This is a genomic window from Micromonospora sp. NPDC047527, from assembly GCF_040643015.1.
Taxonomy (GTDB): domain Bacteria; phylum Actinomycetota; class Actinomycetes; order Mycobacteriales; family Micromonosporaceae; genus Micromonospora.
The window spans coordinates 22744-40881 of record NZ_JBEYTK010000008.1; the positions used below are offsets into that span (position 1 = coordinate 22744).

The following is an 18138-nucleotide window of genomic DNA, read 5'->3' on the forward strand; positions in this document are numbered from 1 at the left end:
CCGGTTGTGGGGGCACCTGCCGTCGAATCCGGCGGCGGGTGCCCCCCACGTCCTTTTCCACCCGCTGCGGCCCTACCGGATAGTTTTGCGCGCGGTGGTAAGCGCCCCGCGTGCCCGCCAACGAGGAGCCGGCAGCCGAACACCACCCGGCACCGCACCTACCGGACCGGGCGCACCGAACGCTTGCCGACCTGCGAGAGCGGGGAAAGAGTTCGGCGAACGCCCGGTTCTATCGGCTGCGCCTGTACGGGCTGCTCGCCCTCCAGGCGGGCTTCGCGGCGTCGATCGCCTGGTTCGTGTCGTACCACTTCCTGGGTGACTCATCTCCTATCGTCGCGCCCACCACCGCGGTCGGCATCGTGGCCGCCTCCATGGGGTCACGCCTGCGCCGCACCGTCGAGCTGCTGGCCGGGGTGACCCTGGGACTCGCCGTCGGCGACGCGCTCATGCCGTTCTTCGGCATCGGGCCCTGGCAGACCGGTGTGGTCGTCGTGCTGGCGATCGTCGTGGCCGTACTGCTCAAGGGTGGTGGTTCCCTGATCACCCAGGCCGGCGGCACCGCGGTGCTCATCGCCACCCTGGAGCCCCCCGTGCAGGAGCTGTCCGTTCCCCGTTTCGTCGACGCCGCGGTCGGCGGGTTGGTCGGGCTCGGGGTGGGGCTGCTGCTGGTGCCCATCCACCCGCAGCGGACGCTGCTGCGATTGACCGAGCCCGTGGTCGAACCGGCGGCCGCCGCCTTGCACACGGTGTCCGCCGCGCTGCGCACCCGCGATCTCGGCGAGGCCGAGCGCGGGCTGCGCGAGTTACGCAAACTCGGGCCCGCGGTCGTCGCGCTCAACGAAGGCATCGCCGCTGCCGACGAGGTGGTGCGGTTGGCGCCCCTGCGGTGGAGCCAACGCCGGGACCAGGCCTTCTACGCGGAGTCGATCCGGCATCTGGAACGCTCCATTTACAGCACCCGGTCCCTGGCGCGGCGAATCGCCACAGCCCTCAAGGACGACGAGCCGATACCCGAGGAGTTCGCCGCTGCCGTCGACCTGCTGGCCGCCGCTCTGCTGACCCTGCGCTGGTCGATCCGTGCCGGTTGCGAACCGCGTGAGGCACGTGCGCAGATCCTGAAGGGCGTCGAGTTGGTCGGGCGGGCGCAGGGCGGAAGCAAACGGATCACCAGCGGCCCGCACGTGCACCGGTTGGGCTATTCGGGGTTGATCGCGGTGGGGGAGTACCGGACCGCCGCGCACGATCTGCTCATCTCCAGCGGGTTGGATACCGAACGCGCGGCCAGCATGGTGCGGCAGGCGGTGGGTTGGGAGGAGCACGAATGAGCCCGCCGGGCCGCCCCCGTCAGGCCGTCGGGCGGGACGCGAGCACCTCGAGGTAGTGCGGGTTCGTCATCACGCCGAGCACGTTGCCGAACGGGTCGACCACCGCGGCGGTGACGAAGCCCTGGTCCCCGTGCGCCGTGATCGGCTGGTACTCCGTCGCGCCCATCGCCAGGAGCCGCGACACGGTGGCCTCAAGGTCGTCGACGTGCCAGTGCATGACGGCGCCGCCGGGCCCGGTCGCCGCACCGGGCGGCGCCCACCTGCGGTCGATGATCCCCAACTCGCCCTGGTAGTCGCCGATGCGGAACTCGGTGTAGGCGGGGCGTCCGTCGGGGCCCGGCCGCAGGAAGTACGCCTCCTGGCCCAGGAACTCCGCGTACCACTCGGTGGCCGCTGCCACGTCGTCGGCCCAGACGTTGAGTGTGGCGAATCCTCGCAGGCTCATCGGTGCCCCTCCGTCGATGTCGTCATGGAGCACGCTATCGGCGATTGCGGAACAAATCCTTCCTCAATGGCCGTCGTGTAGCGGGCGGCTTCCCGGGTAGTCGCGGCCATCAGCCGACGAGGGGCGGGAGCCGGCGTGGAGACGACGTACCCGGGAGTGGAGGATCATGGCCTGATCGGTGACCTCCAGACCGCGGCGCTGATCAGCAAGGACGGCACCATCGACTGGTTCTGCGCGCCCCGCTTCGACTCGCCGAGCGTCTTCGCGGCACTGCTGGACCGCCGCAAGGGTGGCCACTTCCAGCTCTCGCCCGACGGAATCGACTACGCGAGCAAACAGCTCTACCTCCCCGGTACGCCGGTCCTGATCACCCGCTTCCACAGCGCCGACGGCGTGGGAGAGGTGCTCGACTTCATGCCGGTCACCGGTGAACGCGCCACCGACCGGCACCGGCTGATCCGGTTGGTCCGCATGGTGCGCGGGAGCATGCGGTTCCGCTTCGACTGCCAGCCCCGCTTCAACTACGGGCGTGACCCGTACGAGCTGGAGGTCCACCCGGAGGGTGACGTCTTCCGCAGCGCGACCCTGAGCCTCACCCTCACCCCCTTCAAGAACGCGAAGCGGCTCGTCGACGCCCGCGACATCCGCCGCGGTCCGGACGGCGTCTCCGTGGTGTACGAGCTGCACGCGGGTGAGATCGGCGGGGTGGTCCTGGAGACGGACTGCCCGCACGCGCCCCGGGCGATCAGCACCGAGGAGGCCTGCGAGCTGCTGGCCGAGACCCGCGACTACTGGCGGCGGTGGGTGGGTCGGTCCCACTACACCGGCCGCTGGCGGGAGATGGTCGAGCGCTCGGCGATGACGCTCAAGCTGATGACGTACGCGCCGACCGGAGCCCTGGTCGCCGCGCCCACGGCGGGGCTGCCGGAGCAGATCGGCGGTCAGCGGAACTGGGACTACCGCTACACCTGGATCCGGGACGCGTCGTTCTCCGTGCACGCGCTGCTGCGCCTGGGCTTCACCGACGAGGCCGAGAAGTACCTGTACTGGCTCGACGCGCGCATCCGGGACTCCCGCGACGGCGACCTGCCGCTACAGATCATGTATCGGATCGACGGCGCACCGGACCTTCCCGAGGAGGTGCTGGACCACCTGGAGGGGTATCGCGGTTCAGCGCCGGTGCGTATCGGGAACGGCGCGGCGGGCCAGCTGCAACTCGACATCTACGGCGAGGCGCTCAACTCGTTGGAGCTGGCCGACCGGCACGGGTTGATCGCGCCGTACCAGGGCTGGCGGAAGACGGCGGGGCTGATGGACTGGCTCTGCGAGCACTGGGACCAACCCGAGGACGGCATCTGGGAGACCCGGTCCGGTCGGCAGGACTTCACCTACGGGCGAGTGATGTCCTGGGTGGCGCTCGACCGTGCCATCCGCCTCGCGCGCCGCCGTGGTCGCCCCGGCGACATCGCGCGCTGGACCACCGCACGCGACGCCATCTACGAGCAGGTCATGACGCGGGGGTTCCACCCTGGCCGTGGCGCGTTCGTGCAGCACTACCGCACGGACATCCTGGACGCCTCGCTCCTCGCCATGCCCGGGGTCGGCTTCATCTCGGCGACCGACCCGATGTGGGAGTCGACGCTGCGGGCGATGGACGCCGAGCTGGTCTCCGACAGCCTGGTCTACCGCTACGACCCGAACGCCTCGCCGGACGGCCTCGCCGGCACCGAGGGCACCTTCAACATGTGCACCTTCTGGTACGTCCAGGCCCTCGCACAGGCCGGTCGGCTCGACGACGCTCGGCTGACGTTCGAGAAGATGCTCACCTACAGCAGCCCACTCGGCCTCTACTCCGAGGAGATCGCCCCGACCGGTCAGCAGATCGGCAACTTCCCACAGGCGTTCAGCCACCTCTCGCTGATCAGCACGGCGGCCCACCTCGACGAGCTCCTCGACCAGCAGCGTTGACCCGCCGCGTCAGAACAGCGTCAAGGGCTCGACCGGTATCGGCTCGGGCAGCGCGTCCAGCTCGGGTACGCGCGCCCGTACCTCGTCGTGGAATCGGCGGGCGAGCACCGGCGCGTCGGCGTTGTCCGGGGTGTGGACGAACACCGTGGGGGAGCGGCCCTCGCGTAGCCAGTCGGCGGTGACGTCGATCCAGCGCTGCCACCCCTCGACGGTGCGGGCCGAATCGTCGCGGCCGAGGTAGCGGACGATCGGCCGGTCGGTCAGCGCCACCGACCGGAGCGGAAGGCGGGGCTTCTTGGTCCAGGCGTCCCGCTCCGCGTCGCTGGTCGGCGGGCTCGTGAAGAACGCGGTGGTGTCGAACGGGATCCACTCGGCGTTCGCGCTGGCGAGGGTCTGTTCGAGAAGCCGGGCCGCCCGGGACTCGGTGAAGAACGCGGGGTGGCGGACCTCCACCGCGTACCGGTGCGACTGCGGGAGTCGACCCAGGAAACGGTTCAGGGTCGGCACGTCGGCGGGAGCGAACGAGCCGGGCAGTTGAACCCAGAGGGCGTGTGCGCGCGGGCCGAGCGGCTCGATGGCGTCCAGGAAGGCACACAGTGGGTCGCCGACGTCGGTGAGCCGGCGTTCGTGCGTGATGACCTTGGGGAGTTTCAGGACGAACCGGAAGTCGGGGTCGGTCTGCGCGGCCCACGACGCTACCGTGTCCCGGGCGGGCGTCGCGTAGAACGTCGTGTTCCCCTCCACGGCGTCGCACCAACTCGCGTAGTGCCGCAGGCGCTCGGTGGGCGGCAGCAGCCGGCCCTGCCACGACCGGTGGGTCCACATCGCGCATCCCACGGAAAGCCGCACGACAGCCTCCCTCCAGTGAACCGCGCCTCGCCCGAGCCCACGGTATACGCGCGCCGGCCGCGACCGGACCGCCGGTGCGGCAGGCAGGTTCCGACACCATGCGCCGACCCGCGCGCTCGCTGAGGAGATCGACCACCTGCCCGCACCAGGCCGCCGACTACCGGAGTGCGCCGGGACCGCTCGAACCTCAGTCCGCGAACAGCAGTGTCGCGAGCTGCGCCGGATCGGCCACCACCTCGATGCCGATGATCCGGTCGGTCACGATGAAGCTGATCGCGATCCGGACGCTGCCGCCGAGTGCCACGATCGCTCCGGGCAGCCCATCGACGTACGCCGGCACAGCCGCCTCGGCCCGGCCGCTGAAGAAGTCGGCGATGGCGGCCGAGCCGCGCGTCTCACCGGCCGGCCCCAGAGCCGAGGCGACCGAGTCGGCGCGCATGACGACGTGCGGGTCCAGCAGGCTGACCAGGTCGTCGAACCGGCCCTCGCGGGAGGCGGCGAGAAACGCCTCGACCACCCGCCGCTGGCGGGCCGGGTCGGCCTCCCGGACCGTCCCGTCCTGGTGCACCCTGCGTCGAGCCCGGCTGGCGATCTGGCGGACGGCGCTCGGGGTGCGGTCGACCACGGTGGCGATCTCCTCGAACGAGACCGCGAACATGTCGTGCAGCACGAACACGAACCGCTCGGTCGGCGCGAGGGTGTCGAGGACGACCAGGAGCGCTCGTCCGACCGACTCGGCCAGCAGGGCCTCCCGTTCCGGGTCGACCGGACCGCCGTCCGTCGGGTCGGGCTCCGGGCCGGCGGTGTCCCACTGCTGCTCCGGCCGTGCGGTTCGCGTGCGTAGCCGGTCCAGGCAGACCCGGCCGACTGTGGTCGTCAGCCAGCCGGGCAGGTTGTCGATGGCGGTGGCGTCCGCTCGGCTGAGCCGTAGCCAGGTGTCCTGGACGGCGTCCTCGGCCTCGGCGACGGAGCCCAGCATCCGCTGGGCCACCGCCCGCAGCCGTGGCCGGTTCTCCTCGAAGCGTCGGGCCATCTGGTCGGCCTCGCTCATGACCTCTCCACCCCCGGACGCAGGCTGATCGTTCTGTGACCGCCGGCACATCTGTCACACCGTCGGCTCGCCCTGCGACATCCCAGTGAACAGCAACCGGACGTCGCGCCGCGACGATCGCCGGGCAGCCTAACAGGACGGACCGACAGGAAATGGTCATCGAACCACGCATCCAGAACCCCGCCAGCCTGCTGCCGGACGCCGTGAAGGCGATCAACCTGCTCTACCGGGCCGCGCACTCGGCCGGGGTGCCGAACACCACCCTCGACCTGGTGCACCTGCGGGCCAGCCAGATCAACGGATGCAGCGCCTGCGTCGACGCGGGTGCCCGGGGTGCCCGCAAGGCCGGTGAGACCGAGGAGCGGTTGTTCGCGGTAGCCGCCTGGCGGGAGACCCCGTACTTCACCGAGGCCGAGCGGGCGGCGCTCGCGCTCGCGGAGGCCGCCACCCGGCTCGCCGACCGGGCCGACGCTGTGCCCGACGACATCTGGGCGGAGGCGGCCCGGCACTTCGGTGAGGAGGAGCTTGCCGCGATCGTGCTCTGGGTGGCCACCACCAACTTCTTCAACCGGATCAACGCCACCACCCGCCAGCCGGCCCCGCAGACGTGGGGCTGACCGGGCCGTGACACCCCGACGGCGAGCACTCTTGGCCGATCGTCAACTTGAGGTTGACGGAGAGGGGTCGTCAACCTATGGTTGACGCATGACGGAACCTTTCCAGATGAGCAACCCGGTCAAGCTCGACGACCTGATCCAGGCGATCAAGAAAGCGCACCCCGACGCGCTCGACCAACTGACCGACGCCGTGATCGCCGCCGACCACCTCGGTGAGATCGCCGACCACCTGATCGGGCACTTCGTCGACCAGGCCCGACGCTCGGGCGCCTCCTGGACCGACATCGGCCGCAGCATGGGGGTCACGAAGCAGGCTGCCCAGAAGCGCTTCGTGCCGAAGGCGACCGAGGCGGCGCTCGATCCGAACGCCGGCTTCGGCCGGTTCACCCCTCGTGCCCGCAACGTGGTGATGGCCTCGCAGGAGGAGGCCCGTGCCAGCGGAAGCGCCGAGATCGGCCCCGAGCACCTGGTGCTGGGCCTGCTGGCCGAGCCGGAGGCGCTGGCCGCGAGGGTGATGGCTGGTCGGGGGGCCACTCCCGAGGCGGTCCGCGAGGCGGTCGCTGCCGTCCTCCCGCCGCCGGCCGAGCAGGTCCCGGACCTCATCCCGTACGACGCACGCGGAAAGAAGGCACTGGAGCTGACCTTTCGGGAGGCGCTGCGTCTCGGGCACAACTACGTCGGCACCGAGCACATCCTGCTGGCGCTGCTGGAGCAGGAGGACGGCACGGGCGTCCTCACCGACCTCGGTCTGGAGAAGGCGGCCGTTGAGGCCGACCTGGTCGCCGCCCTCGCCGCCGTGGTGAAGGCGGCGGGTGGCGACGTCACCCAGTAGTGCCACCCAGGAACGCCGTCCCGCATCGCCCGCGTGGACGGCGTTCCTGCTCGGTGGTCGTGCTGTTCGCCCTCGGCGAAGCGTTGGTTCTCGCGCGAGACGTACTGCTCAGGAGACGTCGGGGAAGCCGTACCGCAGGGCGTGCTCCGGGTCCGCCGGGTCGATCTGGCGTACGCCCGCGTCGGCGAGCCGCTTGTTGACCTCGTCGAGCTGCTCGCGTACCAGCCGGGCCTCGTCCTCGGTGACCCGGCCCCGGTGTGGCTTGCCGGCGTGCTCCAGCGTGCCGTAGTCGATCTTCTCGGCGCTCTTGCGGGCCTTGGGCGGGCGGACCCGTTCGGCGGTCTTCAGCAACTGCGCCATCGGCACGTCGGTGGCCATCGCGTCGAATTCGCTGGCGGTGAGCACCACCCGACGGGGCTCGCCGCCGCCGTGCCGGTCGTGGATCTCGACCACGGCCACGTCGAGGGCAGCGTCGTCGATGTTCTCCACCTCGCCCGGGGTGGCGTCCAACTGCACGGGCCCGGCGACCAGGTCCGGGTGCTCCAGGACGACGATGCGAACCACCTCGTCATCCTGCTGCAGAACGGTGCCGGTGAAGTCGGAGACGTGAATCGTCTTCTTGCCCATGCGCGGAGCTTCTCCTGTCGTAGCCGGGATGACGGACCACAAGAAATTACCCGACAGGTGTGCGAAAGCCGCCGCTGGAGGGCCCGGGTGTGTCGTGCCCGGGTGTGGAACCGGTCAGTGGGCGTTGAGGTGGCGCAGGCTGGAGGTGCCGGCCGGCAGCGCGTCCAACTCCGCCCAGGACAGGGCGCCCGACGTGCGGCGCGCCCGGTGCCGCGGCTGGGCCGGGAAGCGCCCGGCGGCCCCCGTTGCCCGCCACTGTCGCGCGGGGTCCTGCTGGTGGCGGTCGTTCGGCTGAATCGGCATGACCCTACCGTCCCAAACAAAGGTGTCCAGATATGGAAATACCTATGACGTTCGATTGATGTGATCGGTTCCCGGGGTTCGTCCACCACGCCGCAGGCTGCTTCGCGGATCATCCGCCCGGTCGCGCCGCCCGGCGTACGGTGATCACGACGGCCGGGTGACGGGGAGGTACGCATGCTCGACCGGCGACTCCACCTGCACCTGGCGTCCTGGCTCGGCCAGTGGCCTGCCGCTCCGGGGCTGCACGTGGTCGCCTCGCACCGCCGGACCCGACCGGCCTGGGACGGTCGGCTGCGTCCGGCACTGGCCGTGGACACCGGGCGCAGCGGGGTGCTGTCCGTCGCGCCGGACCGGGTGGCGACGATCCGAGCGCTGCTCGGGCGCACGCCGGACCGGCTGCTCGCGGCCCTGCCGGAAGCCGTCGGCCTGCCCGCCTGGTGCCTCCACGACGGCCCGTTCCGCTGGAGCCTCAACCCCGCGCCGCTGCCCGACGTGGGGGAGTGGACCGAATCGACCGCCCCCGGGCTGCCGCCCTGGCTGCGACTGTTCGACAGGCCGGTGCTGGTGGTTCGGGACGCGGACGGCGCCTACCTGGCCGGGGCCGGGATCAAACGGCACGACGCGTACGGGCAGGAGTTGGCCGTCGGCACCGTGCCGGCCGCCCAGGGCCGTGGCCTCGCGCGTCGACTGGTGGCGCAGGCGGCGCGGCGGGTGCTCGACGAGGGAGCGGTGCCCACGTACCTGCACGAGAAGGACAACCCCGCCTCGGCGCGGGTCGCGGAGGCGGCGGGTTTCCCGGACCGGGGTTGGCGGGCGTACGGGGTCTATCCGCGCTGATCAGGATCGTGGGCGGTGCCGGGCGCGGACCGTGGATCCCGGGCCGGATCCACGGTCCGCAACCTCCCCCCAGGTCCCCGTATCGGGCGACCGGCCGTTTGCGGGCCGGTCCGTGTCGATCACGCTACGTATAGGAATGGCGTCGTGCAAGGCGTAAGCGGTCGGGTCGGAGTGTCGAATTGTGGACTTGACCTGCGGCGGAGCCGAGAAGGGCTGTCGGCCCGCTCAGTGACGTAGCGTGCAGGACTTCATCAGCCCGTACCGGCTCAGCCGGCCAGGCCGAGCACCTCCGCCGCCGCCCGGCCGTTGGCGTGGCTCGCGCCGTACGTGGTGACGAAGGCGCGTACGCCGGACGGACGCCACTGCGCCGGCCAGCCCATCTCCACCACCGTCACCGGGTGCTCGGCGGCCAGGGCGGCGATCAGCTCCGCGCCGCCGGTCAGCCGGTGCAGATGCCGCCCGACCAGCACGATCGCCCGACCATCGGCCAGCCCGCGCAACGTCGCCGGCTCGGTCTCGGCGGCGATCACCTTGATCTCCCGCACGCCGTCCAGGTGCGGGCCGAGGCCCCACGGCACCCGTCCCTCGGCGATCGTCGACTCGGTGTGCAACTGCACCACCAGCGGCCGGTCCAGCCCGGTGAGCACCCCGTCCACCCGGACGGCCCGGCGCGCCGCCGCGTACCCCAGATCGGGGTCGATCGTCGCAGGTGCGACGCCGGCGGCCCGGGTCCAGGCGGCGAGCGCGGCGGCGCGGCCGGCCGCCTCCTCGACCCGTGCCGTCGTCAGCCTGCCGTCGGTGAGCGCCTCGACGATCTCGGCGGCCACCCGCTCGACAAGTGCGGCGTCGACCTTCGCGCCGATGCAGAGCAGGTCGGCGCCGGCCGCCAGGGCCCGGACCGCGGCCGGACCGACGCCACCGGCGGCCACCGCCGCGCCCTTCATCTCCAGCGCGTCGGTGATCACGGCGCCAGTGAAGCCGTATTCGCCGCGGAGCAGGTCGACAAGGACGGCCCGGCTGAAGGTGGCCGGGCCGTCGCCGGTCAGCGCCGGCACCCGGATGTGCGCGGTCATCACGGCGTGCGCCCCGGCGGCGACGACCGCGGCGAACGGCGGCAGGTCCCGCTGGCGCAGCAGCTCCACCGGAACGTCCACGGTGGGCAGCTCGTGGTGCGAGTCGGTCACTGTGGCGCCGTGGCCGGGGAAGTGTTTGGCGCAGGCGGCGACACCGGCGGACTGGAGCCCGGAGACGGCAGCGGCCGAGTGGGCGGCCACCCGCACCGGGTCCGCCCCGAACGACCTCGTGCCGATCACCGGGTTGTCGTCGGCGCTGTTGACGTCCACGGTCGGTGCGAGGTTGACGGTGATGCCGAGCGCGGCCAGCTCGGCGCCGATTGCCTGGTAGACCCGCCGGGTGAGCGCCACGTCGCCGATCGCGCCGAGGGCGGCGTTTCCGGGGTACGGGCTGCCGGTGGCGTGCGCCAGCCGGGTCACGTCGCCGCCCTCCTCGTCGATGGCGATCAGCGCGTCCGGTCGGCCGGTGCGCAGTGCGGCGGTGCTGGCCGCCACCTGAGCCGGATCGTGCACGTTGGTGCCGAACAGGGTGTGCCCGGCCAGCCCGTCGGCCAGCAACTCGACCGCCCAGTCCGGCGGGACCGGCCCCGGGTACGCGGCGAGCAGGGTGCCCAACGCGAGCCTGCGCAGTCCTGGATCCAGCCCCACGTGATCTTCCCCCTTCGGTCCCCACGAGTACGAAAAGTCGTACCGGCGGTGGTCATCTCCCTGCCGAGTCGGCCGAGCGCTCCACCTGCGGGTGGCCGATACGCTACGACTACCCGCTCGCAGGTCGGTTTACAGTTAGCAAAGTTTACTAAAACTAGAGGACGTGGCATGAGTGCGACCCGGCTGCCCGGCACCCCCCGCCTGTTGCGGGCGCTCAACGACCGCGCGGCGCTCGAACTGCTCCTCGAACGCGGGCCACTCACCCGGGCCCGACTCGGCGAACTGACCGGGCTGTCCAAGGTCACCGCCTCCCAGTTGGTCGAGCGGCTGGAGGAGCGCGGCCTGGTCGCCCGGGTCGGCGAGCAGGCCGGCGGTCGGGGGCCGAACGCCCAGCTCTACGCGGTCCGTCCGGGCAGCGCACACGTGGTCGGGGTGGACGTCGGGCCGGACCGGGTGGTGGCCGCCTGCGCCGACATCACCGGCGCGGTCATCGGCCGGGTCGAGCAGTCGACACGGGACACCGACGACCCGGTGGGCGTGGTGCACAACGCCGTGGTGCAGGCCGCGAGCAGCGCGCAGGCGCAGCTCAGCAGCGTCCGGCGGGTCGTGCTCGGCACCCCGGGCCTGGTCGACCCGCACACCGGCGACATCACCTTCGCCTTCAACCTGCCGCGCTGGCACAGCGGTCTGCTCGCCGCGCTGCGCGACGACCTGCACACCCCGGTCGTCTTCGAGAACGACGTCAACCTGGCCGCGGTGGCCGAGGCGCAGTCCGGTGCCGCGCAGGGGATGACCGACTTCGTGCTGGTCTGGGTGGGCGCGGGTGTCGGGCTCGCGATCATGCTGGGTGGCCGGCTGCACCACGGCAGCAGCGGCGCCGCAGGCGAGATCGGCTACCTGCCGGTGCCCGGGGCGCCGATCCCGCGTGACGTGTCCCGCCGTGCCAAGCCGGCCTTCCAGCAGGTGATCGGCGCGGACTCGGTGCGCGCGGTGGCCCGCGAGCACGGCTACCCGAGCGCGGACGCGGCCGAGGCGGTGCGCGCGGCAGTCGCCGACGGCGCTGCCGGCGGCCCGATGCTTGACGAGTTGGCTCGGCGGCTCGCGCTCGGTGTGGCCAGCACCTGCGTGGTGCTCGACCCCCCGCTGGTGGTGCTCGCCGGCGAGGTGGGCCAGGCCGGCGGAGATGCGCTCGCCGACCGGGTGCAGCGTGAGGTCGCGGCGATCACCCTGGTCCGGCCGCGAGTGGTGCCCACCGGGCTCACCGAGGAGCCGATCCTGCGCGGCGCGCTGCGCACCGCGCTGGACGCCGTCCGCGACGAGGTGTTCGGCTCCACCGTCGGCTGAGCCCGCTGGCACGGTCATGTGAAGGAATATTTCACCGCTGGGCGACAGGCTGCAAGCTCTTGCCGATAACCCGCCGGGCCGCCCGCGTCAGCGCGAGCGGCCCGGGGCAGGCCCTCAGATCAGGTCGCGGCGACGGAACACGGCGAACGCCGCCGCGGTCAACCCACCGGTGATCACGAGCAGCACCACCAGCGCCGGCCGCCAGGTCAGGGTGTAGAGGCCGTCGCAGAAGGCGCCGGTCGAGTCGCTGGCACAGAGCTGCGGATCCCAGAACCGCGCCTCGCCGGTGAGCCACGCCCCGATGTGGCTGGAGACCATCAGCTGATCCGGCCGCCGGGCGTCCACGATCTCCAGCACCACCCGGGCGCCCAACTCCCACACCACCGCGTACGCGGCGACCGCGCCGAGCGCCGCCGACGTGTGCCGACCCAGCGTCGCGATGGCGAAGCCCAGGGCGCTGGCCAGCAACACCAGCACCAGGCCGCGACCGTGGATGGCGCCCAGCGAACCCCAGAATTCCCCGTCCAACTGGCCAGCAAGCCCAGCGGTCTGCCCGATCACCCAGAACGTGGCGAGATAGAACAGCGAGGCCACCACCGACAACGCCAGCACCATGCCGAGCAGGGTGCCGAGTTTCGCGCCGAGCACCGTCAGCCGGCGCGGTCGCCACAGCAGCAGGTTCACCACTCCACCCGAGTTCAGGTCCGCGCCGATGTACGAGGCGCCGACCAGGAACCCGAACAGCACCAGGAACGCGATGAGGAAGTACAGCAGCGGGCGGGCCTGCTGGGCGAAGCTGAACACCCCCGGCAGGTAGTCCGCCACGATCGGCAACCGTTCCTGCCGAGTCGGGTCGATCTCCGAGCAGTCGGCGGGAAAATAGCCGCCCGTGTCGCGCGGTGGTGCCGTGCCGTTCTTCCGGGCCAGGCACTCCTGGAACGTTGTCTCCAGGCCCTGCCGCGCTTCGCTGGCCTGCTGTCGCGCCGAGGCGAGCTCACTGGCGCTCGGCTTGTGTGAGCCGGCCAGGGTGGTCGCCGCGGTGACGGCGAACGCCAGCGCCAGCAGCACGACCATGAGTTGCACGAAGCGACGCGCGGACAGCCGCTCCAATTCGGCCCGGACCAGGTTCACGAGTCCACTCCCCGTACGTCGAGATCCATCACCACGTCGTCCTCGGCGCCGGCCGGCAGCTCCGAGCCGTCGACCTGCCGGGGCAACCACGGATGCCCGGCGCCGGTCAGCTCCAGGAAGACGCTCTCCAGATCCGGCCGCAGCGGCGTCAGCTCGCCCACCCACAGCCCCTGCTCGCCGAGCACCCGGCTGACCATCGTCGGGTCGGTCACCCCGCTCACCACCAGCGCCTCGCCGTCCACGACCGCCGCCAGCTCCGCCGCCCGCAACACCTCGACGGCGCGTTCCGGCTCGGCCACCCGCACCAGGAACTCGTGCCGGTCGAAGCCCGCAAGCACCTCGTCCACGCGGCCGGTCGCCACCTGCCGCCCCCGCGAGATGATCGTGACGTGGTCACAGATCAGCTGGATCTCGCCCAGGATGTGACTGGACACCAGCACGGTCACCCCGGCCGCCGCCAGCGACCGCATCAGGTCGCGCATCTCCCGGATGCCCGCCGGGTCCAGCCCGTTCGCCGGCTCGTCCAGGATGAGCAACCGCGGGTCCTTCAGCAGTGCCGACGCCACCGCGAGACGCTGCTTCATGCCCAGCGAGTAGCCCTTGACCCGCTCGTCACCCCGGTCGCGCAGGCCCACCAGGTCCAGAGCCTCGTCCACCCGCGAGACCGGCACCCCACCCGCACGGGCCAGCAGCCGCAGCGTGCGGTACCCGGTGAAGTTGCCGAAGAACTGCGGGCTCTCCACGATGGCGCCGACCCGGCCCGCCACCCGGGGCAGCAGCTCCGGCGACGGCTCGCCGAACACCCTCATCCGCCCGCCGTCGGCGCGAATCAGCCCGAGCAGCGCACGCAGGGTCGTCGTCTTGCCGGAGCCGTTCGGGCCCAGGAAACCGTGGATCTGACCCGCCTCGACCAGCAGATCGAAACCGTCCACCGCCACCCGTCGGCCGTTGCGCACGCTGTGGAAGGTCTTGCGCAGACCCTCGATCTCGATGACCGCGCTCATCCGCGCGGCTCCGAACCTCGACCTGGCATGAGCCGCCCTCCGGGGGTGGTGATCAAAGACACGGCGTTCACCCTATGACCGGCACGCCGCCCATGGGGGGTACGTCGACGCTGCGTGGTTGGATGGGCGGGTGACTGGTGACCTGATCCCCGGCGCCGCGGGCGCCGCGCCCGCCGCCACCCCCGTGGACCCGGATCTGGTGGTCAGCCTCGACAGTGTCGGCGTACGCCGCTCCGGCACCGCACTGCTGCAGGACCTGACCTGGCGGGTCGAGCTGGACGAGCGCTGGGTGGTGCTCGGCCCCAACGGCGCGGGCAAGACCACCCTTCTCAACCTCGCCGCCGGCCGACTGCACCCCACCACCGGCGTCGCGCACGTCCTGGGTGAGCGGATCGGCCGCACCGACGTCAACGAGCTACGTACCCGGATCGGGCTCTCCACCGCCGCGCTCGCCGAGCGGGTGCCCGCCGAGGAACTGGTCACTGACGTGGTGGTGACCGCCGCCTGGTCGGTGGTCGGCCGCTGGCGGGAGAGCTACGACCGCGGCGACGAGGCGCGGGCGCGGGCGCTGCTCAGCCAGCTCGGCGTCGGCGGCCTCGCCGAGCGCCGCTACGGCACGCTCTCCGAGGGCGAACGCAAGCGGGTGCAGATCGCCCGGGCACTGATGACCGACCCGGAGTTGCTGCTGCTCGACGAGCCCACCGCCGGACTCGACCTGGGTGGACGTGAGGACCTGGTCGGCCGGCTGGCCGAGCTGGCGTACGACCCGGACGCCCCGGCCCTGGTGCTCGTCACCCACCACGTGGAGGAGATCCCGCCCGGGTTCACCCACGCGCTGCTGCTGCGCGAGGGGGCGGCGGTCGCCCAGGGCCTGCTCGCCGAGACGCTGACCGGCGACAACCTCTCCAAGACCTTCGGCCTGCCGCTGGTGGTCGAGCGGTCCGGCGACCGCTACACCGCCCGCGCCGCCTGATCAGCCGACCGGGGGAGGTGACCGTGTCGCAGACCCGCGTGGTCGTGGTGGGCAGCGCCAACATGGACCTGGTCGCGATGGCGCCCTCGCTGCCCCGGCCGGGTGAGACCATGCTCGGCACCGACTTCGTGATGGTGCCCGGCGGCAAGGGCGCCAACCAGGCCATCGCCGCCGTCCGGGCCGGGGCCTCCTGCGCCTTCCTCGGCGCCATCGGCTCCGACGCGTTCGGTGTCACCCTCCGGGCCCGGATCACCGCGGCCGGTGTGGACACCGACCAACTGCGGGTGGTCTACGGCGCCTCCGGCGTGGCGGTGGTGATGGTCAACGCGCAGGGGGAGAACGCCATCGTGGTCACCCCCGGCGCGAACGACGCGCTGGTCGGCCTCACCGAAGAGGAACTGGCCACCGTACGCGCGGCGGACGTCCTCGTCGCCCAACTGGAGATCCCGGTGCAGACGGTGGCCACCGCCGCCCTGGTGGCCCGCGCGGCCGGCACCCGGGTCATCCTGAACGCCGCACCGGCCCGGGACCTGCCGCCGGAACTGCTCGCGGCCGTGGACCTGCTGGTCGTCAACGAGGGCGAGGCGCAGGCGTTCACCGGTCGGGGCCGGGAGGACCCACGGGCGCTGCTCGACCTGGTGCCCCGCGCCGTGCTCACCCTCGGCGGCGACGGCGCCTGGTACGTCGACCGGGACGGCACCGAGGTGCACGTACCCGCGGTCGCTGTCGACGTGGTCGACTCCACGGCGGCCGGCGACGCGTTCACGGCCGCGCTGGCCGTCGGCTGGGGCGAGGGTCGCGACGTGGTCGACGCGGTGCGCTGGGCGGCGGCGGCCGGGGCGGCCTGCGTCCGCAAGCTCGGCGCCTCGGTGGCGCTGCCGCGACGCGCCGAGATCGACGAGCTGTACGTCCCGGCCTGACCGGGCGCTCAGCCGGCGGGTTCGTCGCTGAGCTTCTCGCCGCGCCGACGCAGCATGCCCAGGCCGGGGATGCCGGCCACGGCGAGCTTGAGATCGCGGGTGACGTCCAGCAGATCGTGCAGGTCGGGTCCGACCCGGTCCAGGGTGGACAGGATCGGCAGGATGTCGGCGGTCAGGTGCTCCTTGAGCTTGGGCAGCTCGTCGATCAGGTGGATCGCCGCGGTGATCTCCTCGTGGCTCAGCTCCTCCACGAACCTCCCGGCCATCGGGGCGGCCCGCCGCAGCGCTGGCTCGTACGCCGCCAGCAGTTCGGCTGCCGTGGTCGCGGCCTGCGCCGCGCTGCCCACCGTGACCGCTGCGGTGCCGGCGACCGTCCCGGCCTCGGCGACGACCGTGCCGGCGGCCCTGGAGACCTGCTCGGCCTCCCCGACGACCACGGCGGCGGCCGCCGCGACCTCGGTGGCCGTGTCGATGGCGGTGGTCGCGGCGGCGCTGATGACGGCCACCTCGCGGACGGCCCCCTCGGCGTCGGTGAGCACCTGGTCGGTCCGGTCCAGGGTCGCCTCGATCCGGTCCACCACGCCGTTGATCCGGGCGAGCAGCGTCTCCACCCCGTCCAGGACCGCGAACGCGCGGGCAGGCACGGCGGCGAACGAGGCGGCCGACCCGATCGCCTGGTCGAGGGCGGAACGGGTCAGGCCGACCATCGCGGCCGGTGTGGGGAGGGGAATCGCCATGGGATCAAGTGTGCGCCGGTCGTGCCACAACCGCTCGTCCGGTGGAGTCCCCGATGGTCCGGCCCCCGGTAGGGTGCCGGCATGTCGGCCTCCTCGCCGCACCGCCCGCCGAGCACCCGGACCGCCGTTCTGCTCGCCGTGCTCGCGGCGGTCACCGCCGCGCTCGGCACGCTGGTGCTGGTCCGGGCCGACCACGGTCTCACCGTCCGGCAGGTCACCGTCGGCGGGGTGCCGATGACCGAGGTACGCGCGGGCGCGCCGACACCCGACGTGCGGCGGCCCGGCGTGGTGATCGCACACGGATTCGCCGGCTCGGGCCGGTTGATGCGCCCGATCGCCGACACCGTGGCCCGTCGAGGTGCGGTCGCGCTGCTGATCGACTTCGCCGGTCACGGCGCCAACCCGGCCCGGCTCGGCGCTGACGTGCCCTCCGCGCGGCTCGCCGCCGACATGGACGCCGCAGTCGGTCACCTGCGCTCCCTGCCCGATGTGGACGAGCACCAGATCATGCTGGTCGGGCACTCCATGGGCGCGGGTGCGGTCACCCGGTACGCCGCCGACCACCCGGAGATCGCCCGGACCGTGGCGATCTCGCTGCCCAGCGCCGGCGAGCTGCCCCCGGGCCGCCCGGCGGAGCTGCTGCTCATCGTCGGCGGTGCGGAGTTCCCGGCGTTTCGGCGCGCGGCCGACGACGCCGTCGGGCGGGGCGCGTCGATGGGGCGTCGGCCAGCGGTGGTGGTGCCCGGTGTGGAGCACATCTCGGTGCTCTTCGCCCCGCGTACCCACCGGGAGATCGCGCATTGGCTGCCCAGCGCGGACGGGAACGCCGCGCCACGGCCGCTCGCCCGGCTCGCCGGGGCGGCGCTGCTGGTGCTCGCGTTCGGCGTCGGGGTGGTCCCGCTGGCGGCGCTGCTCCTGCCGACACGGGCGACACCGAGCCGTCGGCCCGCGCCACAGCCGACCCCCGCGCACGATGGCCCGGTGCCACCACCCGGCCCGGCCGTCGAGGCGCCGGCGCGTCGCGCGACGGCACGGACCGGCGTCGCGGCGCTGACCCTGACCGCGTACGCCGTCCTCGCCGTCGCGCTGCCGATCCACCTGGGCCTGACGTCGGCGCTGCCGGTCGGTGCCCGCTGGTGGCTGCTCCCGCTGGTGCTCGCCGGTTGCCTGCTGTTCCTGCTCGGTGTCGAGCTGGCCGCCGCCGACCGCACCTGGCGACACCTGCTCGCCGTCGCCGTCGCCGTGCTCGTGCTGGCCACGTCGGCGGTGGTCGGGCTGGCACCCGGGTTCGTGCTGCTGGTGGTGCCGCTGTTCGCGCTGCTGCTCGGCTGGCACGCCGTCTGGGCGGCCGTGCTGCGCCGCTACGCCGCCCCGCGCTGGCTGTCGGCCCTGCTGGGTGCCGCCCTGGTGAGCTGGCCGATCGCCACCACCCTGCCGCTGAGCTGACCCACGTG

The 18138-nt window shown here is 72.5% G+C and carries 18 protein-coding genes; 9 read left to right on the forward strand and 9 right to left on the reverse strand.

The window, feature by feature from the left end; genetic code table 11:
• Nucleotides 1-110: 110 nt before the first annotated feature.
• Nucleotides 111-1325: an FUSC family protein gene (locus ABZ808_RS25815; protein WP_357011263.1), complete on the forward strand. Its 1215-nt coding sequence runs from the start codon at nucleotides 111-113 to the stop codon at nucleotides 1323-1325.
• A gap of 19 nt (nucleotides 1326-1344) precedes the next feature.
• Here ABZ808_RS25815 and ABZ808_RS25820 read toward each other — a convergent pair whose 3' ends face one another.
• The gene (locus tag ABZ808_RS25820; RefSeq protein ID WP_357011265.1) at nucleotides 1345-1770 is read right to left on the reverse strand and encodes a VOC family protein; all 426 of its coding nucleotides are present in this window, start codon (nucleotides 1768-1770) and stop codon (nucleotides 1345-1347) included.
• Nucleotides 1771-1905: 135 nt separating this feature from the next.
• Between ABZ808_RS25820 and ABZ808_RS25825 the strand changes: the two genes are divergently transcribed.
• Nucleotides 1906-3738, forward strand: a complete 1833-nt coding sequence (locus ABZ808_RS25825) for a glycoside hydrolase family 15 protein (RefSeq protein ID WP_357011267.1) — start codon at nucleotides 1906-1908, stop codon at nucleotides 3736-3738.
• A gap of 9 nt (nucleotides 3739-3747) precedes the next feature.
• Here ABZ808_RS25825 and ABZ808_RS25830 read toward each other — a convergent pair whose 3' ends face one another.
• A complete protein-coding gene (locus ABZ808_RS25830) occupies nucleotides 3748-4563 on the reverse strand; it encodes a DUF72 domain-containing protein (RefSeq protein WP_357011609.1) in 816 nt (271 codons plus the stop codon).
• A gap of 211 nt (nucleotides 4564-4774) precedes the next feature.
• Nucleotides 4775-5638, reverse strand: coding sequence for a sigma-70 family RNA polymerase sigma factor (locus tag ABZ808_RS25835; protein ID WP_357011269.1), 864 nt, complete (start codon nucleotides 5636-5638; stop codon nucleotides 4775-4777).
• Nucleotides 5639-5790: 152 nt separating this feature from the next.
• Here ABZ808_RS25835 and ABZ808_RS25840 point away from each other — a divergent pair, with 152 nt between their 5' ends.
• Nucleotides 5791-6255 (forward strand): carboxymuconolactone decarboxylase family protein, encoded by a 465-nt coding sequence (locus ABZ808_RS25840; RefSeq protein ID WP_357011271.1) that lies wholly within the window; start codon nucleotides 5791-5793, stop codon nucleotides 6253-6255.
• Nucleotides 6256-6343: 88 nt separating this feature from the next.
• Nucleotides 6344-7087 (forward strand): Clp protease N-terminal domain-containing protein, encoded by a 744-nt coding sequence (locus ABZ808_RS25845; RefSeq protein WP_357011273.1) that lies wholly within the window; start codon nucleotides 6344-6346, stop codon nucleotides 7085-7087.
• A 108-nt stretch (nucleotides 7088-7195) separates the two neighbouring features.
• Here the strand turns inward: ABZ808_RS25845 and ABZ808_RS25850 are convergent, their stop codons facing one another.
• On the reverse strand, nucleotides 7196-7714 hold the full coding sequence (locus ABZ808_RS25850) for a hypothetical protein (protein WP_357011276.1): 519 nt from the start codon (nucleotides 7712-7714) through the stop codon (nucleotides 7196-7198).
• A 114-nt stretch (nucleotides 7715-7828) separates the two neighbouring features.
• Nucleotides 7829-8017: a DNA repair protein gene (locus ABZ808_RS25855; RefSeq protein ID WP_357011278.1), complete on the reverse strand. Its 189-nt coding sequence runs from the start codon at nucleotides 8015-8017 to the stop codon at nucleotides 7829-7831.
• Between the two features lie 174 nt (nucleotides 8018-8191).
• Here ABZ808_RS25855 and ABZ808_RS25860 point away from each other — a divergent pair, with 174 nt between their 5' ends.
• A complete protein-coding gene (locus ABZ808_RS25860; RefSeq protein WP_357011280.1) occupies nucleotides 8192-8854 on the forward strand; it encodes a GNAT family N-acetyltransferase in 663 nt (220 codons plus the stop codon).
• Between the two features lie 266 nt (nucleotides 8855-9120).
• Here ABZ808_RS25860 and ABZ808_RS25865 read toward each other — a convergent pair whose 3' ends face one another.
• Nucleotides 9121-10575, reverse strand: a complete 1455-nt coding sequence (locus ABZ808_RS25865) for a glycoside hydrolase family 3 N-terminal domain-containing protein (protein WP_357011282.1) — start codon at nucleotides 10573-10575, stop codon at nucleotides 9121-9123.
• Between the two features lie 168 nt (nucleotides 10576-10743).
• Here ABZ808_RS25865 and ABZ808_RS25870 point away from each other — a divergent pair, with 168 nt between their 5' ends.
• The gene (locus ABZ808_RS25870; protein ID WP_357011284.1) at nucleotides 10744-11919 is read left to right on the forward strand and encodes an ROK family transcriptional regulator; all 1176 of its coding nucleotides are present in this window, start codon (nucleotides 10744-10746) and stop codon (nucleotides 11917-11919) included.
• A gap of 114 nt (nucleotides 11920-12033) precedes the next feature.
• Here ABZ808_RS25870 and ABZ808_RS25875 read toward each other — a convergent pair whose 3' ends face one another.
• On the reverse strand, nucleotides 12034-13050 hold the full coding sequence (locus ABZ808_RS25875; RefSeq protein WP_357011286.1) for an ABC transporter permease subunit: 1017 nt from the start codon (nucleotides 13048-13050) through the stop codon (nucleotides 12034-12036).
• A complete protein-coding gene (locus tag ABZ808_RS25880; protein ID WP_357011288.1) occupies nucleotides 13047-14054 on the reverse strand; it encodes an ABC transporter ATP-binding protein in 1008 nt (335 codons plus the stop codon). Before ABZ808_RS25880 ends, ABZ808_RS25875 begins: the two co-directional genes overlap by 4 nt.
• Before the next feature lie 130 nt (nucleotides 14055-14184).
• On the opposite strand from ABZ808_RS25880, the gene ABZ808_RS25885 reads away from it, so the two are divergent.
• Nucleotides 14185-15027, forward strand: a complete 843-nt coding sequence (locus ABZ808_RS25885) for an ABC transporter ATP-binding protein (protein WP_357011290.1) — start codon at nucleotides 14185-14187, stop codon at nucleotides 15025-15027.
• A 23-nt stretch (nucleotides 15028-15050) separates the two neighbouring features.
• Nucleotides 15051-15947 (forward strand): ribokinase, encoded by an 897-nt coding sequence (locus ABZ808_RS25890; protein WP_357011292.1) that lies wholly within the window; start codon nucleotides 15051-15053, stop codon nucleotides 15945-15947.
• An 8-nt stretch (nucleotides 15948-15955) separates the two neighbouring features.
• Here ABZ808_RS25890 and ABZ808_RS25895 read toward each other — a convergent pair whose 3' ends face one another.
• Nucleotides 15956-16684 (reverse strand): hypothetical protein, encoded by a 729-nt coding sequence (locus ABZ808_RS25895; protein ID WP_357011294.1) that lies wholly within the window; start codon nucleotides 16682-16684, stop codon nucleotides 15956-15958.
• An 81-nt stretch (nucleotides 16685-16765) separates the two neighbouring features.
• On the opposite strand from ABZ808_RS25895, the gene ABZ808_RS25900 reads away from it, so the two are divergent.
• Nucleotides 16766-18130 carry an alpha/beta fold hydrolase gene (locus tag ABZ808_RS25900; protein ID WP_357011296.1) on the forward strand — a complete coding sequence of 455 codons (1365 nt, stop codon included), beginning with the start codon at nucleotides 16766-16768 and terminating at the stop codon, nucleotides 18128-18130.
• The last annotated feature ends 8 nt before the right edge of the window (nucleotides 18131-18138 follow it).